The organism is Roseomonas gilardii (genome assembly GCF_001941945.1).
Classification (GTDB): domain Bacteria; phylum Pseudomonadota; class Alphaproteobacteria; order Acetobacterales; family Acetobacteraceae; genus Roseomonas.
The window spans coordinates 2,516,192-2,542,810 of record NZ_CP015583.1; the positions used below are offsets into that span (position 1 = coordinate 2,516,192).

Here is a 26,619-nt window from a genome sequence, read left to right on the forward strand (position 1 = left end):
ATGGCCCGGCACCACAGGGGCGGGTGACGCCACTATCCCCCTCGGCGCCGCCCGCCCCTGTCCTCTTTCCAGCCCTTTTCCGGCAGGCCCAACCCGGCCCGCACCGCGCCCCAGGATCACTCCTGGGGCGGGTGCGGCGCCGGGCGTCTGTCGTCTGAGCCGCAGGGCCCGGCCCCCAGCAGGGGGGAACCGGGCTTTCGGCGTTTCCTCTCAACCTTCCCCGATGGAGAAGATGCGTGGGTCAGATCGACGCCGCTTTCGTGAAGCAGTTCGAGGCCGAGGTGCACGAGGCCTATCAGCGCCAGGGCAGCAAACTGCGCCCGACCGTGCGCTCCAAGACCGGGGTGCGCGGTGCCTCCACGGTCTTCCCCCGCGTCGGCAAGGGCACGGCCGCGGCCAAGTCCCGCGCCGGGCAGGTGCCGCTGATGAATCTCGACCATGCCACGGTCGAATGCTTCCTGCAGGACTACTATGCCGGCGAGTGGATCGACCGGCTGGACGAGGTCAAGCTCTCCTTCGACGAGCAGACGGTGGTGGCGCATGCCGGCGCCTATGCGCTCGGCCGCAAGACGGACGAGCTGATCATCGCCGCCCTCGACACGGCGACGCAGACCGCCTCCGGCACCGGGACGGGGCTGACGGACACGGACGGGCTGACCCTCGCCAAGGTGCTGCGCGCCTTCGAGATGCTGGGCGCGGCGGATGTCCCCGATGACGGCCAGCGCTATGCCGTGGTCGGCTGGAAGCAGTGGTCGCAGCTGCTGCAGATCGAGGAATTCGCCAATTCGAACTACATCGGCGATGCCGACCTGCCCTGGAAGGGCACCCAGGCGAAGAAGTGGCTGGGCGCGACCTGGCTGCCGCATTCCGGGCTGACGCTGGATGGGGCGGTGCGCAACTGCTTCTTCTACCACCGCACCTCGGTCGGCCATGCGGTGGCGCAGGAGGTCACCACCGACATCACTTGGCACGGCGATCGCGCGGCGCATTTCGTCAACAACATGATGAGCCAGGGCGCCGTGCTGATCGACCCCACCGGCGTGGTGCGGATGCGCGCGGCGGAGTGAGGGCTTCGGTCCGGGCCGGCTCCTCCCGCCGGCCCGGACCGAGGCGCGGGGCGGGCTGAGGCTCGTCGCGGGAGCGGTGGCCAACGCCGGATATGGAAAGGACCGTATGCGGACCTTCTCCCGGCCCGACCGCCGCGTGCCGGTGTCGGGACGGCGCCTCCAGGCCCCCGCCCGGCAGATGGACCCGCGGGCCCTGCACCACCTGAGGTTGCACAGGATGCATCACGGATCAGCGATTCGTGATGAAATGGAAGCCGGAATGTTCCGCCGACCGCACCCCAGAAAGGGTCCGTCCGGTCCATCCCACCCCACTCTCCCCTTCTCAGGAATTCCGTCGATGGCGCTTTCCGCCCTCGTTCTCTGCTCGCGCGCCCTGCTCCGCATCGGGGCACAGCCGATCGCCTCCTTCGAGGAAGGCACGGCCGAGGCAGAAGTCGCCGCCAGCCTCTACCCGGCGGCGCGCGACGCGCTGCTCGCGGCCCATCCCTGGTCCTTCGCCACCGGGCAGATGGTACTGCCCCGGCTGCTGGACGTGCCGGTCGCGGACATGGCCCATGCTTTCCAGCTACCGCCGCGCTGCCTGCGCGTGCTCTCCGCCGGCAGCGGCCGGCGCGGGCGCGGGCTGGAATACCGGCTGATGGAGCGCCGCCTGCACGCCGACGCGCCGAGCGTGACGCTGACCTATATCTTCAGGCCGGAGGAGGCGCTCTTCCCACCGCATTTCGCCCAAGCCCTGGTGTCGCGCCTTGCGGCGGAATTCTGCATCCCGCTGACGGAAAGCACATCCCGCGCCGAGCTGTTGCAGCGTCTCGCGGGGAGCGACTTCCGCGATGCCCGGCTGGCCGACAGCCAGCAGGCAACGCCGCGGGCGATCGAGGACTTCCCCCTGATCAGCGTGCGGGGCTGAGCCATGCCGGACAGCAGACGCGCCAAGACCTCCTTCACCGCGGGCGAGCTCGCGCCCGAGATGCTGGGGCGCGGCGACACGCGGGCCTTCGACAACGGGGCCCGCATGCTCCGCAACCTGATCCTGCAACCGACCGGCGGGGTAACCCGCCGGCCAGGTCTGCGCCATGTGGCCATGCTGCCGGGCCCGGCGCGGCTGGTGGGCTTCGAGTTCAACACGGAGCAGACCTACCTGCTGGTTTTCCTGGACGGGCGGATGCTGGTCTTCCTGGGAGACGAGCAGGTGGCTTCCGTCAGCGGCCCCTGGACCGCCGCCATGCTGCCGCAGCTCGCCTGGACGCAAAGCGCGGACACGCTGCTGCTGCTGCATCCGGAGATGCCGGTGCAGCGCATCACCCGCAGCAGCCACACCGAGTGGACCGTGGCAGAGTTCAACTTCACCTGGATGCCCTATCACCGCTTCGCGCCGGAGGCGGTGACGTTGCAGGCAAGCGCGCTGGAGGGGCAGGTGACGGTCGCCGCCAGTGCGGACCTCTTCGTGGCGGCGCATCTGGGCAAGCAGCTCCGCATCGCGGGGCAGCGGGTCCGCATCCGCTCGGTGACGGATGCGCGGCATGTGGTGGCCGATGTCGAGGATCGGCTGACCGCCACCGACGCCACGGCGGACTGGGACGAATCTGCCTTCGGCGCGCATGGCTGGCCGGTCTCCGCCTGCTTCCACCAGGACCGGCTGGTGCTGGGCGGGTCGCGCGACCTGCCCAACCGGCTCTGGATGTCGCAGTCCGGCGACCTGGGCAATTTCGACCTGGGCACCGGGCTGGACGACGAGGCGATCGAGTTCGGCCTGCTGTCCGACCAGGTGAACGCGATCCGCGCCGTCTTCTCGGGGCGGCACCTGCAGGTCTTCACCTCGGGCGGCGAGTGGATGGTGACGGGCTCGCCCCTCACCCCGGGCTCGATCCAGATCCTGCGGCAGACACGGGTGGGCTCCATCACCTGGCGGATGATCCCGCCGATCGACGTGGACGGCAGCACGCTCTTCGCCGGGCGCTCCGGCACCGCGATCTACGAGTTCGCCTATACCACCGTGGAGGATGCGTATCAGGCCGGGGATCTGGCGCTGACGGCGCACCATCTGGTCCAGGACCCGGTGGACACCGCCTATGACCAGCGGCGGCGGCTGTTCCATGTGGTGATGGGCGACGGCAGCTTGGCGACGCTGACGCTGTACCGCGCCGAGGAGATCACCGCCTGGACCCGGCAGGAGACCGACGGCGCCTTCCGCGCCGTCGCCGAGCTGGAGGGCGCGGTCTGGTTCGCGGTGGAGCGCGGCGGCACGCTGCGGCTGGAGCGCTTCGACGACGCGCTCTGCACCGACGCGGCGCTGACCGGCACGAGCGACACGGCGCGGACCGTGTGGAGCGGGCTGGAGCATCTGGAAGGCCGCGCCGTCAGCGCGGTCGCCTCCGGCGCGCCGGCCGGGCGCTTCACGGTGCTGCGCGGCGCCGTCACCCTGGCCGAGGCGGCCGGGACGGTGGAGATGGGCCTGCCCTTCACCCATCTGCTGGTGCCCATGCCGGTGGAGGCGCTGAATGCGCCCGGCATCGCCGGCGCGCCGCAGCGGCTGGTGAGCGTCACCTTCCGCCTGCTGGAAAGCAAGGCGCTGGCGGTGGATCTCGGGCGCGGCGCGCAGCCGGTGCCGCTGCGCCGGCTGGACACGGCGCTGCTGGACGCGCCGCCGCCCGCCTTCACCGGCGATGTCACGCTGCGCGCGCTGGGCTGGCGCAAGGACGCGCTGCGACCGCTCTGGCGCATCGAGTCCGACGAGCCCCTGCCCTTCACGCTGCTGTCCGTCACGACCAACACGAGGACCACCGACTGATGTCGCAGCTCGCACCCGTGGCGGGGCTGGTGGGAACCGGCCTCTCGATCTACTCCACCGTGCATCAGGCCCAGGCGCAGAGCGCCCAGGTCAAGGCGCAGAACCGGCAGATCCAGCAGCAGGCGGTGGCGCAGTCGCAGCTCGCCGCCGCGCAGCAACAGCAGGATACGCGGGCGCGGCAGGACCAGCTCGCCGGCACCCTGGCCTCGATCCGTGCCCGCAGCGCCGCCTCCGGCCTCGATCCGAACGACGGCTCGGCGGCGGCGGTGGCCGCCGGGCTGAAGCAGGACGCGGCGCAGGACATCGCGGAGGATGACGCGGTCCGCAACGCGCGCCTCGCCGCCGGGCGGCGCAGCCTGCTGAACAATGACGGCTCGCTGACGACCTGGCTGCGCGCGGGCTCCAGCTTCGCCAGCGCGGCGAAGAGCCTGCTCGGCTGAACCCCGGGCCCCCTTCCCTTCAGGAGAGCATCATGGCCGAGCATATCCGCATCGGCGACGTCGCGCCGCGCGTGCACTATGTGGCCGTCGCGGGCCAGAACGTCTTCGTCTATCCCTTCCCCATCTTCGACATCTCCGACCTGGAGGTGCGGGTCGACGGGCTGCTGGTCCCGTCCGGCTATGTGGTGGACGGAGCCGATGGCAGTTCCGGCGGCACCGTCACCTTCGTCACGCCGCCCGGCGAGGGCGCGCAGGTGCTGCTGCGCCGGCGCCTGACCATCGCGCGCGTCACCGACTTCCAGCCGAATGGCCTGCTGCGCGCCTATACGCTGGATGACGAGCTGGACCGCCAGACGGCCGCCTTGCAGGAGGTCTCGGGGGATGTCGCCAACGCCATCCGCCTCGATCCCGGCGAGGCGGCGGCGCGGCTGCAATTGCCGCTGAAGACCGCCCGCGCCAACCGCGTGCTGGGCTTCGACGCGGTGGGCGACCTCGCGATCTTCTCGCGGGACGATGCGACGCTCTCCGCCCCCTTCCCCGGCGGCATCCCGCGCTCGGTGGAGGACAAGCTCGCGGAACGGCTCTCCGCCCGCGATTTCGGCGCGACGGGCGATGGCGTGACCGATGACGGCGCGGCCCTGCAGGCGGCGATGAACGCGGCGGCGATGGGCGGCAAGCAACTGGTGATCGGCGAGGGCAGCTTCCGCACCACCATTCCGCTGGTTCTGCCGGGCGGCTCGCCGGGTCTGACCATGCGCGGCGCCATCCTCTATGACGGTCCCGCCGGGCAGGTGGCGCTCACCCTCGGCGACGGTGCCGGGGCGCGCAACCGGAGCAAGGTCTATCGCGGGCTGCGCGTGCTGCGCGCCAGCATCGCCGACTGGGGCAACGAGGGCGATATCGGCCTCCTGCTGCGCAACCTCGATGCCTCGCTGGTGGAGATCCAGCAGGTCGAGGGCTTCACCATCGGCGCGCGCACCAGCGGCGAGGCCACCGGCTTCGAGGACAGCACGCTGCATCTCGGCCGCTTCGTGAACAACCGCATCGGCCTCGACATCCATACCGGCAGCGCCGCCGGATGGAACAACAGCGTGCGCTACCTGGGCGGCCATTTCGCCAATGCCAGCGGCACCAACACGACGCTGGACCGCTACGGCATCCGCTTCTCCTGCGAGGCAGGCGCCTATAACCGTCACAACGCGCATCTCTTCATCGGCCCGGCTTTCGAGCTGCAGCGACAGGGCACGCCCGGCACGGTGAGCGCCATCCCCTTCCTCCTCCAGGCGGGCGACGAACGCGGCATCCTGGCGCGCGGCGTGCGGATGGAAGCGTGCAGCCCCTTCGTCGCGCGCCATGCGGGCGGGGCGAACGACTGCGTCTACGAGGTCTGCTACACGGGCACCTACGGCTTCACCGGCGCGGCGGTGGATTATACGGGCACGGCCACCCGGGCCGGCGGCACGGCGATCCCGCTGCACCAGGCCGCAGCGGCGCACGAGACGCCACGTCTGGTGGCGGCAGCGGAGAATGTGCGGCAGCGCGCCTTCCGCCAGACGGTGGACACGGAGGGCGGCATCGGCTTCGAGCAGATGGCGGTGCTGTCGGGCAATCCCGCCGGCCCGCCCACCACGCTCACCGGCTTCGCCTTCGCCGGGCTGGGCAGCCTCGTGCTGAACCCTGACAGCATCGGCCTGCCGACCAGCCGCGCGCTGGCCTTCGTGGTGGATTGCAGCGACTGCAAGGAGTTCTTCATCGCGGCCGAGGGCACGGCGCTGCGCCCGGTGGTGATGCAGTTCGACGCCGGCGAGAACGTCCTGCTGGACACGGCACCCGTGCTGTTCTCCAACATGAACGCCGTCTGGTCCGGCAGCACGGGCAGCACCTCCCGCTTCTGGGAGGGCAACGTCAATCTCGACAGCCCCGTCTCCGGGTTGCTGCTCAACCGGCTGCAACGCGTGACGCTGAACGCGTCGGCGAAGTTCGCGGCGATCGGCGTGCGCGGCGGCGACGAGACGGCGGTGCTGAAGGCGCTGCGCCTCTACTGCTCGCCGCTCCACGCGCCGACGCTGATCTATGGCGGCAGCCGCAAATGGGGCACGCGGGAATACACGGTCACGGATACGGGCTGGAATCCCGGCACGCTCGCGGCAGGCGCGATTGCACAGCGCGACGTCACGCTGAATGGCGCGCGCCAGGGTGATTTCGTCCAGGCCAGCTACCAGCGCTCGACGGGCTTCACCAATGGCGGCGTGCTCTTCCGGGCGGAGGTCGGCGGGACGGCCAGCACCAACCAGATCCGCGTGACGGCGCAGAATGTCAGCGGCGGCAGCATCGCCGCGGATGTGGCCAACGGCACACTCTATGTCCGCGCCGTCAAGCCCCGGCTGTGAGCATGGCGACGCCATGAGCGCGGACGGAATCCTGCCGCCGGAGGAACTCCACGCGGCGATCCGCCGCGTGGTCGCGGATTACGGTGCCTTCGTTGCACGCGAGCCCATGCCCGGCGCGCATGAGGACCCGAAGGGCTTCGCCGCGCACCACGCCGCGGCGAAGACCGCCCTCACCCATCTGGAGCATCTGCTGAAACTGGCCCGCGCCGGCCTCGCCACGGCACCGGCGGGGGATGACGTCCAGACCCTGCTCACCCAGGCCCGCGCCGAGATCGCGGCGGAAGGAGAGGATGACGACGGCCACGACACGGGCGACGAGGACGCCTGAACCGACCGGACCGGATTTCCTGGAATTCGTCTGGGTCTGGAACGCCCGGCTCGGCCAGGCCACGCCGGGCGTCCACCGCCGCATCGCGCGCTGGTTCGATGCCCGGCGCGTGGCAGCCGACCGGCGCCTGCTGCTGATGGCCTTCCGCGGCTGCGGCAAGTCCACGCTGGTCGGACTCTGGTGCGCCTGGACCCTGCTGCGCGACCCGCAGGCGCGCATCCTGGTCCTGGCGGCGGATGCGGCGCTGGCCACGCGCATGGTGGCGAATGTCCGCCGCATCCTGACACGGCATCCGCTCTGCGCGCATCTGCTGCCGGACAGCCCGGGCGAATGGGCCGCCGACCGTTTCACCGTGAAGCGCGAGGGCGCGCTGCGCGACCCCTCGATGCTGGCGGCGGGCATCCTGGGCAACATCACCGGCTCCCGCGCCGACGTGATCGTCTGCGACGATGTCGAGGTCGCCGGCAACTGCGACACGCCCGCCCGGCGCGCAGAGTTGCGGGAACGGCTGGCGGAGACGGAGTTCGTGCTGACCCCCGGCGGCACGATCCTCTATGTCGGCACGCCGCATTGCGCGGAGACGCTCTACCTCCCGCCCGGGGACGAGCGCGCCTTCCTGCGCGGCTACCACCGTCTGCGCCTGCCGCTGCTGGATGCGGCGGGACGCTCCGCCTGGCCGGAACGCTTCGGCGCGGCAGCGGTGGCGGCATTGCGGGATCGCGTCGGGCCGCTGCACTTCGCGCGCCAGATGATGCTGGAGGCCACCGAGGACGCGGCGGCGCGGCTCGATCCCGGCCTGCTCGTCCGCTACGGCGAGGACACTGTCTATGCCGAGAGCGGCGGGCGTCCCGTCCTGTCGCTGCTCGGCCGCCGCCTCGTTTCCGGCGGCGGCTACTGGGACCCCGCCTATGGCCGCCCCGGCAGTGGCGACGCCAGCGTGCTCGCCGCGCTCTACGCCGATGCGGAGGGCAACCACTATCTGCACCGTCTCGCCTATCTGACGCACGAGCCCGACGCGCAGCCCGACCCGGCCACGCAGCAATGCGCCCGCGTCGCCGCCCTGGCGCGGGACCTTCTGCTGCCCGTGGTGCGGGTGGAGACCAACGGCATCGGCCGCTTCCTGCCCGCCCTGCTACGGCGGGAGATGGCCCGCGCCGGCGCCGCCTGCACGGTGGTGGAGCAGTCGAATTCCCGCCCCAAGCGGGAACGCATCCTGGGCGCCCTGGACCCGGCCCTGGCCGCCCGGCGTCTGCATGCGCATGACAGCGTCTTCCGCACCGGCTTCCCGGCGGAAATGGCAGGCTGGCGGCCGGATCTGGCGAACCAGCGCGACGATGCGCTGGATGCCGTGGCCGGCTGCCTGCTGGCGGAGCCGGTGCGGATGCCGGGCCAGCCCGCCACGCCACGCGGGCGCGGATGGCACGGGAATTCCGCTTGACAATAGGAATAATTTCTTCGTAGCCTCGCCGCATCAACGCCATCCCTGCGCCCCGCGCGTCCCGCCTGCTCCGGGATGTGCCTGATCGCGCGTTCGGGGGCGTCTTCCGCCGCCTCCACACCGCCCCGACGGCCGTCCCCACGGCCGGCCCTGCCCGTGCGCGCTCTTCCATCCCTGAAAGGAACACCCCATGGCCCGACCATGGACAGAAGCGGCTTGCCTATCGCTCGGCATGGTCCGCACGCTCCCGCAGCCCCACCGGCGGGCCCGTCATGGCGGCTGACCCCCTTTTCCGCCATCTCGGCCGCCTGCTGCGGCGCGAACCCTGGTGGGCCGAGTTCTGGGCCGGCGCCGCCTGCCTGGTCTGGACGCTCTGGACCTTCCTGGCGGCGGTGGAGCCCGGTGCCCGCCCCACCTTCCGTCTGGCCACCTCCCTGCCGCCGCCCCTGGCCGACGAGCGCTTCTGGCAGGCCAGTGGCGCCGTGCTGGGGCTGATCCAGGTGGCCTCGCTGCTGGCCGACCACCGCCGCGCCCGCCGGGCCGCGAGCTTCCTCGGGAGCTGGTGGTGGACCACCCTGTTCCTGGCCCTGCTCCTCGCCGATCCCGGCGCCCCCGCCATGGCCCTCTATGCCGTGATGGCGGCGATCAACCTCGTCTCCCTGGTTCGCCTGCGGCCGGAGCTGCCCTGAGCATGTCCGACCAGTCGAGCCCCTGGTGGGTCGTGCTGGCCTCCGGCGCCATCTCCGCCATCGGCCTCTGGCTGAACGCGCGCGGCGCCTGGCTGACCACGCGCCTGTCCAGCGAGGAGCGCGAGGCGCGGGAACGCGCCCAGGTCATGGCCTCGCTCGATGCCCGGCAGAGCGCCTGGATCGCGCGGCAGGAACAGGAGCTGGAGAAGATGCGCCTGCGCCTGGAAGCGTTGCAGGCGGATTGCGACCGGGCGCGGGAGCTTGCCCGCGCCTGGCACGCCCGGGCCCATGCGCTGCGCCACCAGCTCGATGCCACACTGCCCGGTCCCGATTCCGGCCCTGGCCCACGGCCTTCCCTGCCCGGTCTTGAGGAAATCGAAACCTGATGCGGGTGGAATTTACCCGTTTCGCTCCCGGACCCCTCCCATGAACCCTCCCGGAAAAGCCGCGATGACCGCCACCGACAGTTCTTCCGCCGACAACCGCGCGCATGATGCCGCGATCCTCGCCCTGACCCTCTATGCCGAGGCCGGCGACCGCCCGCTGCGCGCCATCGAGGCGCTGGCCGCGCTGGTGATGAACCGCCACCGTTCCGGCCAGGGCCATTGGGGCCAGGGCATCACCGGGATCTGTCGCGCGCCCTTCCAGTTCCCGTGCTGGAACAGCCGCCATCCGCACCATGCGCGGCTGCGCGCCGCCGCACCGGGCGGCGAGGCCGCCCGCTCGGCCCAGATGGAGCTTTGCCGCCGCGTCGCGCTGCGCGCCCTGGCGGGTGCGCTGCCCGACCCGACCGGCGGCGCCACGCATATGCACGCGGATGACAGCCAGCCATCCTGGTCGATCGGCCGCACGCCGGTCGCGGAGATCGGCGGCCTGCTCTTCTACCGCCCCGAGCCTGCCGCCGCGCGGCAGCGGGTGGACCGCCCCGCCCTGGCCCTCGCCGTCTGACACGGCGGTGCTACAAGCACCGGCCATGGAACAGACGATCTACACCCTCGTTCGTGGCGAGGACTGGCGTGCCGCCGAGGCGGCGGGCGCCTATCACGGTTCCGCCGACGACCGGCGTGACGGCTTCCTGCATTTCTCCACCGCGGCGCAGTTGCGGCAGAGCGCCGCGAAGCACCGGGCCGGGGAGTCCGATCTCTGGATGGTCGCGGTCTCCGTCCCGGCGCTGGGCGAGGCGCTGCGCTGGGAACCGGCCGCCGGGAGTTCCCGGCCCGGCCTTTTCCCGCATCTCTACGGCCCGTTGCCGTTGCCGGCGGTTCGTTCCGCGCAGCATGTCCCGCTGGGGGCGGATGGACGGCATGTCTTTCCCGCGGACATTCCCTGAGACCATGCGCCCTGTGCCCTGACGGCGGGCACCGGCGCCCCACCGTCACGACAGCCACCCGCGTCAGGGATTCGGGATCACCGGCCGGGAGGCGAAGGAGAAGACGTAGCGCATCGCATCGCCGATCGTGCTTTCCCAGACCGGCCAGACATGCGCGCCATCGACGATGCGGAGCTGCGCCGGCTGCCCTGCGCGGCGCAGCCGGTCATAGAGCCGCGTCGCCTCGCCCTCGATGAAGAAATCGTCGTCATCGCCGGAATTGATGTACATCGGCACAGCGATCTTCTTCGCCAGGAAACCGTCCCAGAGCGTGGGCCAGTTCAGCGACTTCCACACCGCCGGATCGTACTGCTCCGCGCCGAAGACGCCGACGCGGCGGGCCGAGGAGTTCTCCGGCGGCTCCGGATCGTAGATCGCGGGCGAGAGCAGCGCCGCCGCCGCGAACATCTCCGGATGCAGCATGACGAAGCGCAGCGTGCCGTAGCCGCCCATCGACAGCCCGCCGATCAGCCGGCCCTCACGCGTGTCGAGCACGCGGAAGCTCTTCTCCGCATCCGGGATCAGGTCCTGGAAGAAGGCGCTCTCCATCTTCTCCTTGCGGTCCACGTACCAGGTGGTCCCCGCATCGGGCAGGACGATGACGGCGGGCGGGATCTCGCCCGCGCGGATCAGCCGGTCGGCCGTCGCCTGCAGGTTCCCCTTCACCGGCCACTCGTTCAGCGAGCCGCCATTGCCGTGCAGCAGGTACAGCACCGGATAGCGCAGCGTGCCGCCGTCATAGCCATCCGGCAGATAGACGTTGTAGCGCCAGGCCCGGCCGAGCTGCTCGGAACGGAATTCCCGCGTCACGATGCTTCCGGCCCAGGCCGGCGGTGCCAGCAGCAACAGCATCGCGAACAGCAGAATGACGCGCAGCCCGCGTGATCTCCGGTGATGGTCCGGCATGTCTGTTTCCTCCACCGGAGTCCGTGTCTCCCCTCCGGCACGCGCAGGGAACCATGCGGGTCCATCCCTGTGAAGCGGCCCCTGGGGAAGCAACCCGGCGGCTCACCGCCGCTGCGGCCAGCCCTCCGGTTCCGGCAGGGTGATCTGCGGGAAGACCTGCATTCCGGCGGCGGGCGGCGCCGTCTCCGCCGGCACCTCGGCGCAGGAGGGGCGCAGCACGCCGCAATCCCAGCGATACCCATCCGGCCGCCCCGCGATGCTGCCGCCGCGCTCGAAGCGGCACAGGCATTGCCGCCCGCCCAGGCAGGCCGCCACGCCCTCTCGCGGCGCGTTGCAGACCGGCATCGGCGGCGCATGGGCGGGAAAGGCATCGCCCGGCACGGCCTGCGCCCATGCGACGGTCATGCACAGCGGAAGGGCCAGCATCGCGAGCAGCGGAGCCATCGGCGGGATCGGTCGCATCGCGGCAGGATGCGCCCGGTCTTCCTGCCGGAAGGTTAAGCGTCCGGCTTCAGATCGGCGCGTACTTCACCGCGCAGCCATAGGGGGGCGTGGAGGCCCGCTCCACCGGCCGGCCCGCCAGCACCGCCCGCAGCGCGTCGCGGAAGAAAGGCTGCGCGCGCTCGATATCCTCCTGCCGGGTCGATCGGATGGAATCGATGCCGCCCATGTAGAGCAGCACCCCGTCCGGGCCGATCACGAACATCTGCGGCGTGGTCGTGGCGCCATAGGCCCGGGCCGCCTGGCTGCGATGGTCCAGCAGCACCGCCGTCGGCGCCGCGTCGCGGTTGACGGTCAGGGTCTTCGCCTGCCGCCCGGTGACATGCCCCTGCTCCCCCTCCGGGGAGGAGGCGACCGAGAACCACACCACCCCCTGCCGCGTCGCCTCCCGTTGCAGCGCCTGCATGTTGCCGCTGCCGTAGTGCTTCCGGACATAGGGGCAGTCGTGGTTGGTCCATTCCAGCACCACGAGCTTGCCGCGCTGCTCCACCAGTCCGCGCACCACGCCATCCTGGTCCGGCAGGCTGAATTCGGGCGCCGGCGCCCCGATCAGCGGCGCGGCCAGCGCCCATCGCGGCAGGCAGGTCGAAACAACGGCAGTGGTGCCGGCCAGAACCTTCCGGCGCGTCGGCGGCTTGATCACGTGGTCCCCCTTCCTCCTCTTTCCGTCCCGGCCACGCCATGCAGCGTGTCGTCCAGGGCCTTCAGCACGATCCCTTCGGTCAGGATCTGCGGCAGCACGGCGGGCTCACCCCCTCCCGCCGGGTACAGCAGATACAGCGGCACTCCGTCCCGCCCATGGGCTCGCAGCAGGGCGGTGATGGCCGGGTCGCCCCGCGTCCAGTCGCCCTCCAGCACCGTGACGCCACGGCGGGAAAAGGCATCCTGCACGGAAGGCTGGTCGAGCGCCACACGCTCGTTCACCTTGCAGGTGATGCACCAGGCGGCCGTCAGGTTGACGAAGACCGGCCGCCCCGCCGCGCGCAACGCGGCCAGCCGCGCCTCGGACCAGGCCTCGCCGCCCGCCTCGGCCACGCGCGGCGCCGGCGCCGTGTCCAGCCGCGTCAGCCCGGCCAGCCCCGCCAGGATCGCCAGCGCCGCCAGCCCCCGGCTGGCCCGTTGCAGCAGCCCTTCCGGCGTGCGCTGCGCCTGTCCCCAGGCCCAGGCGGCCAGCCCCACCAGCACCGCGCCGCCCAGCACCAGCAGCACCCCGTCCGGCCCGCTCTGCTGCGCCAGCACCCAGGCCAGCCAGGCCGCCGCGCCATACATCGGGAAGGCCAGGAACTGCCGCAGTCGCTCCATCCAGGGCCCCGGGCGCGGCAGGCGCTCCGCCAGTCCCGGGAACAGCGCCAGCAGGGCATAGGGCAGCGCCATGCCGATCCCGAGCGCGGCGAAGACCGCCAGCGCCGCCAGGGCCGGCAGCAGCAGCGCCGCCCCCAGCGCCGCCGCCATGAAGGGCGCGGTGCAGGGCGTGGCCACCAGCACGGCGAGGACGCCGGTCAGGAAGCTGCCCGAATGCCCGCCCCGCGCCGCCAGCCCGCCGCCCGCCGAGACCGGCCCGCCGAAGGCGAAGACGCCGGACAGGTTCAGCCCGACCAGCAGCATCAGCCAGGCCATCACCGCCACGAAGACCGGCTGCGTGAACTGGAAGCCCCAGCCTGCCACGCCTCCCGCCGCCCGTAGCGCCAGCAGCCCGCCGCCGAGCACCAGGAAGGACAGCACCACCCCGGCGCAGTAGCTCGCGGCATGGGCCCGCACCCGGCGCCGCGCCTCGCCGGACAGGCGGGCCAGCCCGATGGCTTTCATCGCCAGGATCGGGAAGACGCAGGGCATCAGGTTCAGCAGCAGCCCACCCAGCGCCGCCCAGAGCGCCGCCTGCAACAGGCCGATGCCCGGAACGGCGGCCCGGGGCGCCGCGGCGCCCGCCGGCACACCCGCCGTCGTCGCTGGCACGCCTTCAGTTACCGCGGGCGCGCCCTCCGCCGCCACGGGCACCGGCCCGATCGCCGCGGACACCGCATAGGCGGCGCGTGTCCCGGCCGCGTCGGTGATGGCGACGACGCCCTCCAGCCGGTCCTTCGGCGCATCGCCCTGGCCGCGCGACAGGCCCAGCACCAGCCCGCCGTCGCGCAGGCTGAGCGGCTGCGGCGCCGCATTGTCCACCGCGCCCCATTCCGCCGGGAAGAAGAAAGCCTGCCTCACCGCGCCGGGCCCCAGCTCGGTCCCGTCCAGCGCCAGGGCGCCGCGCGCGCCATCGAAGCCCGCCCGCGCCACCCAGGGCGAGGGCCTGGGCAGCGCCGCCTCCGCCTCCGCGAAATCCGCCGACAGCGCGGCATCCGGCCGGGGCTTCGCCTCCACCGGCAGGTCCAGGCGGAAGCTCCCTTCCTCCGGGATGCAGACCTTCTCGCAGACCAGCCAGTTGCCGCTGCCCTGCACGGTGAAGACCTGCCCCGGCGCCAGGTCGCCCGGCACCGTCACGGTCAGCGGGAAATCCGCCCGCCCCTCATAGCCGAAATTCACCAGCGGCCCGAGCGGGATGCGCTCCGGCGCCGGGAACTGCAGCGGCCCCGCCGAAGCGCCCGCGGGCAGGTCCAGCACCAGCTCCGGCGGCTGCCCCGCATCGCCCGGATTGGTCCAGTAGGTGTGCCAGCCCGGCGCCAGCCTCTGCCGCAGCATCAGCCGGAAGCTCTGCCCCGGCGCCACCGCCGCCATCTCGCTGGCGAGCACCACGGTCGCGCGCGGCGAGGCGACAGGTTCGGACTCCGTGGCCCGCGCGCCATTCCAGGCGAGACCCGGCGCGGCCAGGAGAAGCCCCGCGACCAGGGCCACCTTCACCGGACCATTGGCCGGAATCCCCGGAATGCCAACCACCTGTCCCATTTGCCTCACTAAACGCGACAACATGAACGCCTTGCAATCCTCGGCATGTGACAAAGCGCGACGCTTGCGCCTATCTGACGGCAGCATGCTCCCCGAACTTCCCGTCACGGAAGCCCTGCCCCGTCTGGCAGCGGCGCTGCGCGATGCCTCGAACGCGGTCCTCGTGGCCCCGCCGGGCGCCGGCAAGACCACCCTGGTCCCCCTCGCCCTGCTGGACGAGCCCTGGCTGGGGGATGGCCGCATCCTGGTCCTGGAACCCCGCCGCCTCGCCGCCCGGGCCGCCGCCCGCCGCATGTCCGACCTGCGGGGCGAGGCGCTGGGCCAGACCGTGGGCCTCACCACCCGCCTCGACCGCGCCGTCTCCGATGCCACCCGCATCGAGGTCGTGACCGAGGGCCTGCTGGTGCGCCGCCTGCAATCCGACCCCGGGCTGGAAGGCGTCGCCGCCGTGCTGTTCGACGAGGCGCATGAGCGCCATCTCGACACCGATCTCGGCCTCGCCCTCTGCCTGGACCTGCAACGCGCCCTGAGGCCGGAGCTCCGCCTCGTCGCCATGTCCGCCACGCTGGACGCCGCCGGCTTCGCCACGCTGCTCGGCGAGGCGGGCCGCCCCGCCCCGGTGATCGAGAGCGCCGGGCGGATGTTCCCGGTGGAGATCCGCCACCGCCCACGCGACCTCGCCTCGCCGCGGGACCTGCCGGAGGCCATGGCCGGCACGATCCGCGAGGCGCTGCGCGAGCATCCGGGCGACGTCCTGGCCTTCCTGCCCGGCTGGGGCGAGATCGCTCGCACCGCCGAGCGCCTGGGCGGGTTGGACGCCGATGTCATCGCCCTGCATGGCGAGCTTCCGCCCGCCGAGCAGGACCGTGCCCTCTCCCCCTCCGCGCGGCGCAAGGTGGTGCTTTCCACCTCCATCGCCGAGACCTCGCTGACCGTGCCCGGTGTGCGCATCGTGGTGGATGGCGGCTTCCGCCGCGTGCCAAGGCTCGATCCCGCCTCGGGCCTCTCCAAGCTCGCCACCGTGCGCATCGGCCGCGCCACGGCGGAACAGCGCGCCGGCCGCGCCGGCCGCACCGAGCCTGGCGTCGCCATCCGTCTCTGGAGCGAGGCGCTGCACCGCGGCCTGCCCCTGGCCGACCGGCCCGAGATCCTGGAGGCCGAGCTGTCCGGCCTCGCCCTGGACTGCGCCGCCTGGGGCGCCGAGCCGCGCGACCTCGCCTTCCCCGACCCGCCGCCCGAGGGCACGCTGGCCGCCGCCCGCGCCCTGCTGCGCGACCTCGACGCCCTCGACGCCCAGAACCGCATCACCCCGACCGGCCGCCGCATGGCGCGCCTCGGCACCCATCCGCGCCTCGCCCGGATGATGGAAGCCGCCGCCTCGCCCGAGGAACGCGCGCTGGCCGCTGACCTCGCGGCGCTGCTGGAGGAACGCGACCCGATCCGCGCCCCCTCCCGCGACCGCGACGCGCCTTCCGACATCGAGCTGCGCCTCGACCTGCTGCGCGGCGGCGACCATCCCGGTGCCGACCGCGCCACCCTGTCCCGCATCCGCCGCGCCGCCGGGCTGCACCGCCGCCGCCTGCGCGTGCCGGGCGGCATGGCGGCGGAGGGCGATCCCGGCGCCCTGCTCGCCGCCGGCTTCCCGGACCGGATCGCGGCGAAGCGCGGCACGATGGACGGCGCCTTCCGCCTCGCCTCCGGCCAGGGCGCCCGCCTCGGCGCCACCGACCCGCTGGGCAAGCAGCCGCTGCTCGCGGTGGCCGACCTCGCCCTCCAGGGCACCGAGGCGCGCATCCGCATGGCCGCCCCGCTCAGCCGCGCCGTGCTGGAGGAACGCTTCCCCGAACGCTTCGTGCGGGAGGAAGGCGCCAGCTTCGACGCCCGCGCCGGCGCCGTCCTGCCCCGCCGCCGCCTGCGTTTCGGCCCCCTGGTGCTGGAGGAGACCACCCTCCCCGTCGCCGATCCCGCCGCCGTGGCGGAGGCACTGGCCGAAGCGGTGGCCGGACGCGGCTTCCGCGACCTGCCCTGGACCGACGCCTCCCGCCGCCTGCGCGCCCGCCTCGCCTGGGCACATCGCGTGGAGCCGGAATCCTGGCCCGACGTTTCCGACGAGGCGCTCGCGGCGCGCGCTGCGGAATGGCTCGCCCCGCATCTGCACGGGCTGACGAAGCTCACCGAGCTGCGCGGCCTGAACGCCCATGAGATCCTTTCCGGCCTGCTCGACTGGCCACAGCGCCGGCGCCTGGACACGGAACTGCCCGACCGGCTGGAACTGCCGAACAACCGCTCCGCCGCCATCGACTACGACCGCGACCCGCCGACGCTGGAAGCCCGCGCCCAGCACCTCTTCGGCCTCGCCAGCCTGCCGCCGCTGATGGGCGGGCGCGTGCCGTTGCAGGTGGCCCTGCTCTCCCCCGCCGGACGCCCCGTGGCACTGACCGCCGACCTCGCCGGCTTCTGGCGCGGCGCCTGGGCCGATGTCCGCAAGGACATGCGCGGCCGCTATCCCAAACATGCCTGGCCCGAGGACCCGACCGCCCCCGCATGAGTGACGCACCATCCCAGCCGGCCGGCGACGGCCCCCTGAACACCGCGACCGCGCCATCCGCCGCCCAGGCCGAGGCGGCGTCCCCATTGCTGCGAAACCGCTCCTTCCTGCTCTTCTGGGTGACGCGGGTCTCCTCCGCCCTGGCATTCCAGGTCATCGCCGTCTCGGTGGGCTGGCAGGTCTATGCGCTGACCGACAGCACCTTCGCCCTCGGCATGGTCGGCCTCGCCCAGTTCCTGCCGCAGATGATCCTGACCCTGCCGGCGGGCCATATCGCCGACCAGTACGACCGCCGCCACATCATGCGCATCTGCCAGCTCGCCGAGGCGCTGGCCGGACTGACCCTGGCCGCCACCGCCCTGGCGGGGCACACCCCGACCTGGCTGATCTTCGTGGCCGTGGCGGCGGTGGGCGGCGCCCGCGCCTTCGAGAGCCCGGCGACCGCCTCCCTGCTGCCGGGCCTCGTGCCCTCCTCCCAGTTGCAGCAGGCCATCTCGCTCACCAGCTCGGCGATGCAGACCGCCATGATCCTGGGCCCGGCCCTGGGCGGTATCCTCTACGCGCTCGGCGCCAGCCTCGCCTATTCGGTCGTCACCGCGCTCTTCCTGACCGCCACCCTCGCCACCACGCTGATCCGGCTGGACCACACGCCGCCGCGGCGGGAGCCGCTGACGCTCGCCAACGCCTTCGCCGGCATCGGCTTCATCCGCACCCGTCCGATCCTGCTCGGCGTCATCACGCTCGACCTCTTCGCCGTGCTGCTGGGCGGCGCCGTGGCGCTATTACCCGTCTATGCCAGGGAGATCCTGCACACGGGCCCCTGGGGCCTCGGCCTGCTGCGCTCCTCGCCCGCGATCGGCGCGCTGGCGATGTCGCTGCTGCTGGGGCGCTTCCCGATGCGCCACCATGCCGGGCTGAAGATGTTCGGCGCCGTCGGCCTCTTCGGCCTGGCCACGGTGGTCTTCGGCCTTTCGACCTGGCTGCCGCTGTCCGTCGCGGCGCTCGTCGTGCTGGGCGCGGCGGATGTGGTGAGCGTGGTGATCCGCTCCGCGCTGGTGCAGTTCGCCACGCCCGACCACATGCGCGGCCGCGTCAACGCCATGAACATGCTGTTCATCGGTGCCTCCAACCAGCTCGGCGAGTTCGAATCCGGCGTCACCGCCGCATTGCTCGGCACGGTGCCCGCCGTCGTGCTGGGCGGGCTCGGCAGCATCGTGATCGTGCTGCTCTGGATGCGCCTCTTCCCGGCGCTGCGCCGCGTGGACAACCTGGAGGCGCTTTCGCGTTAGGCACGGAGGGCGGCGCCCGGGTCCGGAAGGACGCGGGCGCCGCCGGAACCGGAGACGGAAACAGGCTCGAGAAGACCCATGGATATCGTCACCCTCGTCCTCGTCATGCTGCTCGCCGTGGTGGTGAGCAACTACATCGCCCGCCTGTCCCCGCTCCCCCTGCCCCTTCCCCTGCTGCAGATCGCCCTCGGCGCCCTGCTGGCCCATGGCATGCATTTCGAGGTGGAGCTGGAGCCGGAGATCTTCTTCCTCGTCTTCCTGCCGCCCCTGCTCTTCCTCGACGGCTGGCGCATCCCCAAGCGCGGCTTCTTCCGCGACGGCTGGACCATCCTCGCCCTGGCGCTGGGCCTCGTCGTCTTCACCGTGCTCGGCATGGGTCTCTTCATCCACTGGCTGATCCCGGCCATGCCGCTGGCCGTTGCCTTCGCCCTGGCCGCCGTGCTCTCGCCCACGGACCCGATCGCCGTCTCCTCGGTCGCCGCGCGCGTGCCCATCCCGCACCGGCTGATGCATATCCTCGAAGGCGAATCCCTGCTGAACGACGCCTCCGGCCTGGTCTGCCTGCGCTTCGCCGTCGCGGCGGCACTCACCGGCACCTTCTCCATCGCCGAGGCTTCCGTCACCTTCCTCCAGCTCGCCCTCGGCGGCGTCGCCATCGGCGTGGCGGTGACCGTGGCGGTCAGCTTCGTGCAGAAGCGCCTGCTCCGCCATGCCGGGGAGGATCCGGGCATCCAGACGCTGGTCAGCCTGCTGATCCCCTTCGGCGCCTACCTCGCCGCCGAGCAGATGCACACCTCCGGCATCCTGGCCGCCGTCGCCGCCGGCATCGCCATGAACTACGTGGAGAATCTCGGCATCGCCCTGGCGGTCACGCGCATGCGCCGCGCCGCGGTCTGGGACACGGTGCAGCTCGCCGCCAATGGCGCCATCTTCATCCTGCTGGGCGAGCAGCTTCCCCGCATCCTGGCCGGTGCCGCCGCGACGGTGAACCAGGCGGAGCACCACGACGAAAGCTGGCTCGTGCTCTATGTCATCGCCATCACCCTGGGCCTCGCCGCGCTGCGCTTCGCCTGGGTCTGGATCTCCGTGCAGTTCGTCCTGCTGCACGCCTCGCAGAAAGGGCAGCCGGTGGAACAGCCGAGCTGGCACCTCGTGGCCGTCATGGCGCTCGCGGGCGTGAAGGGCGCGATCACCCTGGCCGGCGTGCTCACCCTGCCGCTGGTGTCGCTGGACGGCACTCCCTTCCCGGCGCGCGAGCTCGCCATCTTCCTCGCCATGGGCGTCATCCTGCTTTCGCTGGTCGTGGCCAGCCTGAGCCTGCCGCCCCTCCTGCGCCGCCTTCACCTGCCGCCGCAGCCCTCGCACGAGCACGAGGAGGACGAGGCCCGCGCCGCCGCCGCCAGGGCCGCCATCCGCGCCATCGAGCGCGTGCAGCACGAACTGGCCGAGGGCCGCGACGATGCCGACCTCTTCGCCGAGGCAGCCTCCCACGCCATGGAGCCCTATCACCGCTCCAGCGACACCCGGGCCCAGGAGCCCGAGGAGCAGGAGCGGGCGCAGAAGCGCGTGGCCGTCGAGCGCCACCTGCGCCTCGCCGGGCTGCGCGCCGAACGAGACGAACTCTACCATCTCCGCCGCGCCCGCCGCATCGAGGATGAGACGCTGCGCCGGCTGGTGCGGGAGATCGACCTGACCGAGGCGCGCTACGCCTCCTGAGGCCGATCCAAGGATGGCCTGCCCGTAGGCACCCGGCGGCAGCGGTCCGCCCTAGCGCCGCCGCGGACCTGTCCACAGCGTCAGGCGGCTGAACAGGGCCACCAGCTCCGCCTGCCGCCCGGTGCCGGTCTTCTCGAAGATCGAGCGAAGCTGCGTCCGCAGCGTTTCGCGCGACAGCCCCGTGGCCGCGGCCGCCTGCGGCAGGCTGTGCCCCTGCATCAACAGCCTCGCCAGCCGGATCTGCGCCGGCGTCAGGCCGAAGAGGTCGCTCAGCAGCGTCGCCTCCGGCAAGGGCGGCGGCTGGATCTCGTGGAGCACCAGCACCGCCAGCGCCCCCGTGAAAAGCTCCTGCGCCCCCCGGCGCAGGGGCAGCAGCCGCAGGATCATGGCGGGCCGCGACCCCGCGGGCGCGATGGCGAAGGACAGCAGCGGTGGCAGCCGCGACGCCGCGATCGCCTCCAACGCCGCGAGGATCTGCCGCCCTACGGCCTCGTCCGGCAGGGCCAGCCGCTCCCCGCCTTCCGCCGCCTCCCGCCGCGCCAGGAAGGCCGCGTTCGCCGCCACCACGCGCCCGCCCAGGCCCAGCACCGCGGCGGGCAGGTCGATCTCCTCCAGCAGTTCGAGTTGGCGGTCGAGCTGGCCCAGGCCCATCCGGGCCGTGATCGTGGCGGCGCGCGCCAGATGCGGCCGCAGATGCTGCAGGAACCGGATCTGCTCCGAATCGAGCGGCCCCCGGGACAACTGCCGCTGGACGCTGAACATCAGCCCCTCCCCGGCCGGCAGGTCCACCACCGAATAGGCACCCCAACCCAGGTCCCTCGGCCGGAGGAACTCCTGGTGGTGCGGGTCTGTCGCCATCTCCTCGCGGGTATAGAGCTCCGTGTATTGCAGGAAGCGTGTCCCGGAGTTTCCCAGCAGCCGCCGCGACAGGTCCGAACGCCAATGCCACCCCTCGGCGAACCATTCCCCCGCCGCGTTCCGCAGGCCCGGCGAGGTGATATGCTCGATCCGCTGCCCCAGGGTGACCAGGGACACCCCACCATCGCCGACCTGGAACAGACGCTCCATCTCCCGGAACACGGTTTCCCAGAGCTCGGGGCGCAGCACGGCCTCGTAGATGCGGTCGGTCAGGGCGTCGATGTCTTCGTCCGTCAGGCCAGGATCGCTCCCTTATCCATCGCCCGCCGGGGCCAGCCGCCAGGTGAGCGAGCATGACCGCAGGATGGCCGGGCGATCAAGCCGCTCGGCCAACCCGCTTCCGGCGCCCTCGCCGTGTGCTACCCCACCCTCCCCGGAGCCGCTCAGCCGCCTCCATGCCGCGGGGCGAGGCCCTCGCCCAGTTCCGCCACGAGGCGGAAGGAGCGCAGCCGGGCCTCGTGGTCGAAGATCTGCCCGGTCAGCACCAGCTCGTCCGCTCCCGTCCGCTCCTGGAAGGCCTCCAGCCCGGCCCGTACCTGCGCCGGCGTGCCCACGGCAGAACAGGACAGCGCCCGTTCCGTGCCGGCCCGCTCGGCGGCATTCCAGAGCCGGTCCATGTCGTCCACCGGCGGCGGCAACTGGCCGGGCGTGCCGCGGCGCAGGTTCAGGAACTGTTGCTGCAGCGAGGTGAAGAGCCGCCGCGCCCCGGCCTCCGTCTCGTCCGCGAAGACGTTGATCGCGGCGGCCACATAGGGCCGGTCGAGCTGCTCGGACGGGCGGAACTGCTCCCGGTAGATGCGCAGCGCCTCGTCCAGCGCATCCGGCGCGAAATGCGAGGCGAAGGCATAGGGCAGGCCCAGCGCCGCCGCGAGCTGCGCGCCATAGAGCGAGGAGCCGAGAATCCAGAGCGGCACCTCCTGCCCCGCCCCCGGCACGGCCTGGAGCGGCTGTCCCGGCCGCGCGGGGCGGAAATAGGCCTGCAGTTCCACCACATCGCGCGGGAAGCCGTCCGGATCGCTGTCCAGGTTGCGGCGCAAGGCACGCGCGGCCCGCATGTCGCTGCCCGGCGCCCGGCCCAGCCCCAGGTCGATGCGGCCTGGAAACAGCGCCGCCAGCGTGCCGAACTGCTCCGCGATCACCAGGGGCGCGTGGTTGGGCAGCATGATGCCCGCCGCGCCGACCCGGATGCGGGAGGTCGCCGCCGCCACCTGGCCGATCACCACCGCCGTGGCGGCGCTGGCGATGCCGGGCATGTTGTGGTGCTCGGCCAGCCAGAAGCGCCGATAGCCCCAGGATTCGGCATGCCGGGCGAGGTCGATCGTGTTGCGCAGCGCCGTGCCGGCATCCGCGCCCTGCGGGATGGGCGAGAGGTCGAGGAGGGTGAAGGGGACCATGCGTCCTTCCGTCCGGTGGCCCGGGCGGGATTGCCTCGGGCCGTCCGGCTACAGATAGGGTGCCCGCGCCCGTCCGTCCCGCCCATCCCGCAAGGCTGCCCCGCAAGGCACCTATCGGGCATCCCCGCCGCGGTCCCCGTCTGCCCGGGGGACTCGGTCCGGTGACCGGCGGGCGGGCGGGCGCGCCACCTTCCCACCTGACAGGGCTTTTCCCCGCCGCCGGCGGGCCCAGTTGGAAAGGCCCGACCGAAGGCCGCGCCCAGGAATGACTTTTTCGCCACAACCCCGGCATGCCGTCCCCGCAGCACCGCCGCGACGGGCGCAATCCCCGGCTTCGGCCCTTTTGGCGCCGCCCGGGATCGAGGATGATCCGCCCATGATCCAGCACAGCAGCCGACGCAGCGCCCTGCTTGCCTTGACGGGCCTCGCCATGGCGGGTTGCACCGCCCGCCCCAATTCCGCCGAGGCACAGCGGGTGGCGGTGCTCGACTTCGCCGACCTCGCCGAGAAGGTCCTGCCCGCCGTGGTGAACATCGCCGTCACCGGGGAGCAGCAGGTCCAGATCCCCCCCGACATGCGCGGCACCCCCTATGAGCGCTTCTTCCGGGAGCGCCGGGGCCGCCAGCAGGTCCAGGGCGCCGGCTCGGGCTTCATCATCGACCCCTCCGGCCTGGTGGTGACCAACAACCACGTGGTGGGCAATGCCAACCGCGTCGTGGTGGCGCTGCAGGACGGCACCGAGATGCCGGCCCGGGTGGTGGGCACCGACGACCTCACCGACCTCGCCCTGCTGCGGATCGAGAGCAAGGAGACGCTGAAATCCGTCCCCTGGGGCTCCTCCGGCAAGCTGCGGGTCGGGCAATGGGTGCTGGCCGCCGGCAATCCCTTCGGCCTGGGCGGCACCGTCACCTCGGGCATCGTCTCCGCCCGCGGGCGCGAGATCGGCGCCGGCCCCTTCGACGACTTCATCCAGACCGACGCCGCCATCAACCCCGGTAATTCCGGCGGCCCGCTCTTCAACATCGACGGCGAGGTGATCGGCATCAACACCGCGATCTTCTCGCCCTCCGGCGGTTCGGCCGGGATCGGCTTCGCCACGCCCTCCGACCTCGCGCGCCCGGTGATCGAGCAGCTCCGCCGCGACGGTCGGGTGGAACGCGGCTGGCTCGGCGTCGCGGTCCAGGATTCCACCCCGGAAGGCGGGCGTGGCCGGCGCGGCGTGCTGGTGCAGGGCGTGGAGCGCAACAGCCCCGCCGCCCGCGCCGGGCTGCGCCAGGGCGACCTGGTGATCGCGCTGGATGGCGAGCGGGTCGATACCTCCCGCGTGCTGATCCGCTCCGTGGCCGGGGTGGCGCCGGGGCAGACCGTGCGGCTGACCCTGATCCGCGACGGGCGGCAGCAGGACCTCCCCGTGCAGGTCGGCCGGCGCCCCAGCGGCGCGGGCTGAGGCCGCCATCCGGCCAGCCGCCAAGCTCCGGGTCATGCCTCGGGCCGCCCCTTGGGGCCACCCCTTGGGGCCATGCCCCGGAAGCATGGCGCGGGAGCGTGGCACCATCCGCGAATGATTATCAGTGCATGGCGAATTGGTGTATGCACCCGCCCATGCCGCCGACCCCGCCCTACCGCATCCGCGACATCGCCACGCCTCACGGAACCCCGCTCCACGGAGCCGCCCCGAAGTGAGCGTCGCCACCGCGCACGACCTCGCCGCGGCGGACTACCGGCGCCTCCTGCTTCGCCGTGGCGCCGTGCTGGCCGGCCTGACCCTGCTGCTGCTGGTGGCGCTGGTCTGCGACGTGATGACGGGGCCCTCGCGCCTGCCCTTCGCCGACGTGCTTTCCACCATCCTCTCGCCCGACGGCGCGACCGGCCCGATGCGTGTCATCGTCTGGGATGTCCGCCTGCCCTACGCGCTGATGGCGGTGCTGGTCGGCGCCGCCCTGGCGCTGGCGGGGGCGGAGATGCAGACGGTGCTGAACAACCCGCTGGCCAGCCCCTTCACCCTCGGCGTCTCTTCCGCTGCCTCGCTCGGCGCGGCGCTCGCCATCGTGCTGGGGCGCGGCGTGCCCTGGGTGCCGCAGGACTGGCTGATCCCGGCCAATGCCTTCGTCTTCGCCTTCGCCTCGATGCTGCTGCTGCACTTCATGTCGCGCCTGCGCGGCGCCGGGGTGGATGCGCTGGTGCTGTTCGGCATCGCCCTGGTCTTCGCCATGAACGCGCTGGTGGCGCTGCTGCAGTTCGTGGCCACGGAACAGGCGCTGCAGCAGCTCGTCTTCTGGTCCATGGGCTCGCTGGCCCGCGCCACCTGGCCGAAGATCGGCATCATGGCCCTCGCGCTCGCCGTCTGCGTCCCGTTCTGCGCCCGCGCCACCTGGAAGCTGACGGCGCTGCGCCTCGGCGAGGACCGTGCCCGCTCCTTCGGCGTGGATGCCACCGCGCTGCGCCGGGGCTCGTTGCTGCGCGTCTCGCTGCTCGCGGCCGTGTCCGTCGCCTTCGTCGGCACGATCGGCTTCGTCGGCCTCGTCGGCCCGCATGCGGCGCGGCTGATGGTGGGCGAGGACCATCGCTACTTCCTGCCCGCCTCCGCCCTTTGCGGCGCGGTGCTGCTCTCGCTCTCCTCCATCGCCTCCAAGATGATCGTGCCAGGGCTGCTGATCCCGATCGGCATCGTCACCGCGCTGATCGGCGTGCCCGTCTTCGTGGCGCTGGTCTTCGGCCGGGCGCGCGCGGCATGAGGGACGACGCCATCCACCACACGGACAACCGCCAGCCCCTGACCGTCGGGCACGTCTCGGTCGGCTACGGCAAGCGGCAGATCATCCGCGACCTGTCGCTGCGCCCGATGCTGCCCGGCACGCTGACCGCCCTGGTCGGCCCCAACGGCGCCGGCAAGTCCACCCTGCTGCGCGGCCTAGCCGGGCTGGTGCCGGCGAAGGGCCAGGTCCACCTCGGCGGCCAGGACCTGTCGGCCATGTCGGTCGGCCGGCGAGCGCGCCACGTCTCCTACATGCCGCAGGGCCTGCCCCAGGGCGTGGCGCTCACCGTGCTGGAAACGCTGGTCGGCGCGCTGAAGGCCGTGGCCCCCGCCTCGGGCGCCGTCTCCGGCGAGGAAGCCGCCCGCCGCGGCCTCGCGATCCTGGAGCGGCTGGGCATTGCCGACTTCGCCCTGCGCGGGCTGGACCGGCTGTCCGGCGGCCAGCGGCAGCTCGCCGGCCTCGCCCAGGCCCTGGTGCGGGAGCCGGAAGTGCTGCTGCTCGACGAACCGACCTCGGCGCTCGATCTGCGCTTCCAGCTCTCGGTGATGGGGCTGGTGCGGCAGACGGTGCTGGAGCACGGGCTGGTGGGCGTGGTGGTGCTGCACGACCTCAGCCTCGCCGCCCGGTTCTCGGACCGTGTGGTGGTGCTGCACGACGGCACGGTGCGGGCGGACGGCACGCCCGAAGACACGCTGACCCCGGCGATCCTGGCCGAGGTCTATGGCGTGGCGGCGCGGATCGAGTTCTGTTCCCAGGGCAGCCTGCTGGTCCTCGCGGACGCCCCCCTGCCCCGGCAGGCGGCCTGACCCCGGCGCCGCGTCCGGGGATGACCCGGCCGCTGCCCCGGCCTCAGCCCAGCGCGTCGATCCGCAGCATGCTGTCCACGGCCCGCAGGGTCCGCCCGTTCGCGACATAGGCCCACCGCACCGCCTCCATCTCCGCCGGCGGCTGCGTTCGGCCTGCGGCCCCTGTTGAAGGCCCCGGTGAGGCCGGGTGTGAATCGGCGAACGGGCGCTGATCGCCCCACTGGCTGCCCCCCACTGGCCACCCACGACGCCGAGGGGAGCGAGGACCATGCTCATGCCCCGAGATTGCCGTCCGTTCGTTAACGCCGCCCTAAAACGCTGCAACCTCCTTACCCGTCCGGACCGTCGGCAACAGCTTCCGCCTCGCTTCCCCGCCCCACCCTCCACATCGGCGTC

At 72.5% G+C, this 26,619-nt stretch carries 23 protein-coding genes; 17 read left to right on the forward strand and 6 right to left on the reverse strand.

Annotation, left to right across the window (positions count from 1 at the left end; all coding sequences use genetic code 11):
• The first annotated feature begins 236 nt into the window (after positions 1–236).
• The 11 genes from RGI145_RS11525 (at position 237) to RGI145_RS11575 (ending at position 10,470) form a co-directional block, all read left to right on the forward strand.
• Positions 237–1,067 (forward strand): phage capsid protein, encoded by an 831-nt coding sequence (locus RGI145_RS11525; RefSeq protein WP_075798447.1) that lies wholly within the window; start codon positions 237–239, stop codon positions 1,065–1,067.
• A 337-nt stretch (positions 1,068–1,404) separates the two neighbouring features.
• On the forward strand, positions 1,405–1,974 hold the full coding sequence (locus RGI145_RS11530) for a phage connector family protein (protein WP_075798448.1): 570 nt from the start codon (positions 1,405–1,407) through the stop codon (positions 1,972–1,974).
• A gap of 3 nt (positions 1,975–1,977) precedes the next feature.
• Positions 1,978–3,855 (forward strand): phage tail protein, encoded by a 1,878-nt coding sequence (locus RGI145_RS11535; protein WP_075798449.1) that lies wholly within the window; start codon positions 1,978–1,980, stop codon positions 3,853–3,855.
• The gene (locus RGI145_RS11540) at positions 3,855–4,295 is read left to right on the forward strand and encodes a hypothetical protein (RefSeq protein WP_075798450.1); all 441 of its coding nucleotides are present in this window, start codon (positions 3,855–3,857) and stop codon (positions 4,293–4,295) included. The genes RGI145_RS11535 and RGI145_RS11540 overlap by 1 nt, the downstream gene beginning before the upstream one ends.
• A 32-nt stretch (positions 4,296–4,327) precedes the next feature.
• On the forward strand, positions 4,328–6,685 hold the full coding sequence (locus RGI145_RS11545; protein ID WP_075798451.1) for a glycosyl hydrolase family 28-related protein: 2,358 nt from the start codon (positions 4,328–4,330) through the stop codon (positions 6,683–6,685).
• Positions 6,686–6,698: 13 nt separating this feature from the next.
• Positions 6,699–7,013: a hypothetical protein gene (locus tag RGI145_RS11550; RefSeq protein ID WP_075798452.1), complete on the forward strand. Its 315-nt coding sequence runs from the start codon at positions 6,699–6,701 to the stop codon at positions 7,011–7,013.
• On the forward strand, positions 6,976–8,451 hold the full coding sequence (gene terL / locus RGI145_RS11555) for a phage terminase large subunit (RefSeq protein WP_075798453.1): 1,476 nt from the start codon (positions 6,976–6,978) through the stop codon (positions 8,449–8,451). The genes RGI145_RS11550 and terL overlap by 38 nt, the downstream gene beginning before the upstream one ends.
• Before the next feature lie 272 nt (positions 8,452–8,723).
• Complete coding sequence (locus tag RGI145_RS11560; protein WP_075798454.1) at positions 8,724–9,140, forward strand: hypothetical protein; 417 nt, start codon at positions 8,724–8,726, stop codon at positions 9,138–9,140.
• A 2-nt stretch (positions 9,141–9,142) separates the two neighbouring features.
• Complete coding sequence (locus RGI145_RS11565) at positions 9,143–9,526, forward strand: hypothetical protein (RefSeq protein ID WP_075798455.1); 384 nt, start codon at positions 9,143–9,145, stop codon at positions 9,524–9,526.
• 64 nt (positions 9,527–9,590) lie between these two features.
• Complete coding sequence (locus tag RGI145_RS11570) at positions 9,591–10,088, forward strand: cell wall hydrolase (protein ID WP_075798456.1); 498 nt, start codon at positions 9,591–9,593, stop codon at positions 10,086–10,088.
• A 25-nt stretch (positions 10,089–10,113) separates the two neighbouring features.
• Positions 10,114–10,470: a DUF952 domain-containing protein gene (locus RGI145_RS11575; protein WP_075798457.1), complete on the forward strand. Its 357-nt coding sequence runs from the start codon at positions 10,114–10,116 to the stop codon at positions 10,468–10,470.
• Between the two features lie 63 nt (positions 10,471–10,533).
• Here RGI145_RS11575 and RGI145_RS11580 read toward each other — a convergent pair whose 3' ends face one another.
• From RGI145_RS11580 to RGI145_RS11595, 4 genes are all read right to left on the reverse strand, one after another.
• Complete coding sequence (locus tag RGI145_RS11580; protein WP_075798458.1) at positions 10,534–11,415, reverse strand: alpha/beta hydrolase; 882 nt, start codon at positions 11,413–11,415, stop codon at positions 10,534–10,536.
• A gap of 102 nt (positions 11,416–11,517) precedes the next feature.
• Positions 11,518–11,859, reverse strand: a complete 342-nt coding sequence (locus RGI145_RS11585; protein ID WP_156878498.1) for a hypothetical protein — start codon at positions 11,857–11,859, stop codon at positions 11,518–11,520.
• A gap of 67 nt (positions 11,860–11,926) precedes the next feature.
• On the reverse strand, positions 11,927–12,559 hold the full coding sequence (locus RGI145_RS11590) for a redoxin domain-containing protein (RefSeq protein ID WP_075798460.1): 633 nt from the start codon (positions 12,557–12,559) through the stop codon (positions 11,927–11,929).
• Complete coding sequence (locus tag RGI145_RS11595; RefSeq protein WP_075798461.1) at positions 12,556–14,796, reverse strand: protein-disulfide reductase DsbD family protein; 2,241 nt, start codon at positions 14,794–14,796, stop codon at positions 12,556–12,558. The genes RGI145_RS11590 and RGI145_RS11595 overlap by 4 nt, the downstream gene beginning before the upstream one ends.
• An 85-nt stretch (positions 14,797–14,881) precedes the next feature.
• Between RGI145_RS11595 and hrpB the strand changes: the two genes are divergently transcribed.
• The 3 genes from hrpB to RGI145_RS11610 all read left to right on the forward strand — a co-directional run bounded on the left by hrpB (position 14,882) and on the right by RGI145_RS11610 (position 20,349).
• A complete protein-coding gene (gene hrpB / locus RGI145_RS11600) occupies positions 14,882–17,344 on the forward strand; it encodes an ATP-dependent helicase HrpB (RefSeq protein WP_075798462.1) in 2,463 nt (820 codons plus the stop codon).
• The gene (locus tag RGI145_RS11605) at positions 17,341–18,633 is read left to right on the forward strand and encodes an MFS transporter (RefSeq protein ID WP_237183049.1); all 1,293 of its coding nucleotides are present in this window, start codon (positions 17,341–17,343) and stop codon (positions 18,631–18,633) included. Before hrpB ends, RGI145_RS11605 begins: the two co-directional genes overlap by 4 nt.
• Before the next feature lie 78 nt (positions 18,634–18,711).
• Positions 18,712–20,349 (forward strand): Na+/H+ antiporter, encoded by a 1,638-nt coding sequence (locus RGI145_RS11610; RefSeq protein ID WP_075798464.1) that lies wholly within the window; start codon positions 18,712–18,714, stop codon positions 20,347–20,349.
• Positions 20,350–20,400: 51 nt separating this feature from the next.
• On the opposite strand, the gene RGI145_RS11615 is transcribed toward RGI145_RS11610, so the two are convergent.
• Both RGI145_RS11615 and RGI145_RS11620 read right to left on the reverse strand, forming a co-directional pair.
• On the reverse strand, positions 20,401–21,456 hold the full coding sequence (locus RGI145_RS11615; RefSeq protein ID WP_075798465.1) for a helix-turn-helix transcriptional regulator: 1,056 nt from the start codon (positions 21,454–21,456) through the stop codon (positions 20,401–20,403).
• Positions 21,457–21,650: 194 nt separating this feature from the next.
• The gene (locus RGI145_RS11620; protein ID WP_075798466.1) at positions 21,651–22,661 is read right to left on the reverse strand and encodes an LLM class flavin-dependent oxidoreductase; all 1,011 of its coding nucleotides are present in this window, start codon (positions 22,659–22,661) and stop codon (positions 21,651–21,653) included.
• Positions 22,662–23,037: 376 nt separating this feature from the next.
• Between RGI145_RS11620 and RGI145_RS11625 the strand changes: the two genes are divergently transcribed.
• From RGI145_RS11625 to RGI145_RS11635, 3 genes are all read left to right on the forward strand, one after another.
• Positions 23,038–24,108 carry a S1C family serine protease gene (locus RGI145_RS11625; protein WP_075798467.1) on the forward strand — a complete coding sequence of 357 codons (1,071 nt, stop codon included), beginning with the start codon at positions 23,038–23,040 and terminating at the stop codon, positions 24,106–24,108.
• A gap of 232 nt (positions 24,109–24,340) precedes the next feature.
• Positions 24,341–25,396 (forward strand): FecCD family ABC transporter permease, encoded by a 1,056-nt coding sequence (locus tag RGI145_RS11630; RefSeq protein ID WP_075798468.1) that lies wholly within the window; start codon positions 24,341–24,343, stop codon positions 25,394–25,396.
• The gene (locus tag RGI145_RS11635) at positions 25,393–26,223 is read left to right on the forward strand and encodes an ABC transporter ATP-binding protein (RefSeq protein ID WP_075798469.1); all 831 of its coding nucleotides are present in this window, start codon (positions 25,393–25,395) and stop codon (positions 26,221–26,223) included. The genes RGI145_RS11630 and RGI145_RS11635 overlap by 4 nt, the downstream gene beginning before the upstream one ends.
• The last annotated feature ends 396 nt before the right edge of the window (positions 26,224–26,619 follow it).

Coding starts and splice junctions, on each gene's coding strand:
- RGI145_RS11565 (WP_075798455.1), top strand. CDS start 9,143: ATGTCCGACCAGTCGAGCCCCTGGTGGGTCGTGCTGGCCTCCGGCGCC.
- RGI145_RS11570 (WP_075798456.1), top strand. CDS start 9,591: ATGACCGCCACCGACAGTTCTTCCGCCGACAACCGCGCGCATGATGCC.
- RGI145_RS11530 (WP_075798448.1), top strand. CDS start 1,405: ATGGCGCTTTCCGCCCTCGTTCTCTGCTCGCGCGCCCTGCTCCGCATC.
- RGI145_RS11585 (WP_156878498.1), bottom strand. CDS start 11,859: ATGGCTCCGCTGCTCGCGATGCTGGCCCTTCCGCTGTGCATGACCGTC.
- RGI145_RS11595 (WP_075798461.1), bottom strand. CDS start 14,796: ATGGGACAGGTGGTTGGCATTCCGGGGATTCCGGCCAATGGTCCGGTG.
- RGI145_RS11635 (WP_075798469.1), top strand. CDS start 25,393: ATGAGGGACGACGCCATCCACCACACGGACAACCGCCAGCCCCTGACC.
- RGI145_RS11545 (WP_075798451.1), top strand. CDS start 4,328: ATGGCCGAGCATATCCGCATCGGCGACGTCGCGCCGCGCGTGCACTAT.
- hrpB (WP_075798462.1), top strand. CDS start 14,882: ATGCTCCCCGAACTTCCCGTCACGGAAGCCCTGCCCCGTCTGGCAGCG.
- RGI145_RS11620 (WP_075798466.1), bottom strand. CDS start 22,661: ATGGTCCCCTTCACCCTCCTCGACCTCTCGCCCATCCCGCAGGGCGCG.
- RGI145_RS11580 (WP_075798458.1), bottom strand. CDS start 11,415: ATGCCGGACCATCACCGGAGATCACGCGGGCTGCGCGTCATTCTGCTG.
- RGI145_RS11605 (WP_237183049.1), top strand. CDS start 17,341: ATGAGTGACGCACCATCCCAGCCGGCCGGCGACGGCCCCCTGAACACC.
- terL (WP_075798453.1), top strand. CDS start 6,976: ATGACGACGGCCACGACACGGGCGACGAGGACGCCTGAACCGACCGGA.
- RGI145_RS11535 (WP_075798449.1), top strand. CDS start 1,978: ATGCCGGACAGCAGACGCGCCAAGACCTCCTTCACCGCGGGCGAGCTC.
- RGI145_RS11575 (WP_075798457.1), top strand. CDS start 10,114: ATGGAACAGACGATCTACACCCTCGTTCGTGGCGAGGACTGGCGTGCC.
- RGI145_RS11540 (WP_075798450.1), top strand. CDS start 3,855: ATGTCGCAGCTCGCACCCGTGGCGGGGCTGGTGGGAACCGGCCTCTCG.
- RGI145_RS11560 (WP_075798454.1), top strand. CDS start 8,724: ATGGCGGCTGACCCCCTTTTCCGCCATCTCGGCCGCCTGCTGCGGCGC.
- RGI145_RS11550 (WP_075798452.1), top strand. CDS start 6,699: ATGAGCGCGGACGGAATCCTGCCGCCGGAGGAACTCCACGCGGCGATC.
- RGI145_RS11610 (WP_075798464.1), top strand. CDS start 18,712: ATGGATATCGTCACCCTCGTCCTCGTCATGCTGCTCGCCGTGGTGGTG.
- RGI145_RS11625 (WP_075798467.1), top strand. CDS start 23,038: ATGATCCAGCACAGCAGCCGACGCAGCGCCCTGCTTGCCTTGACGGGC.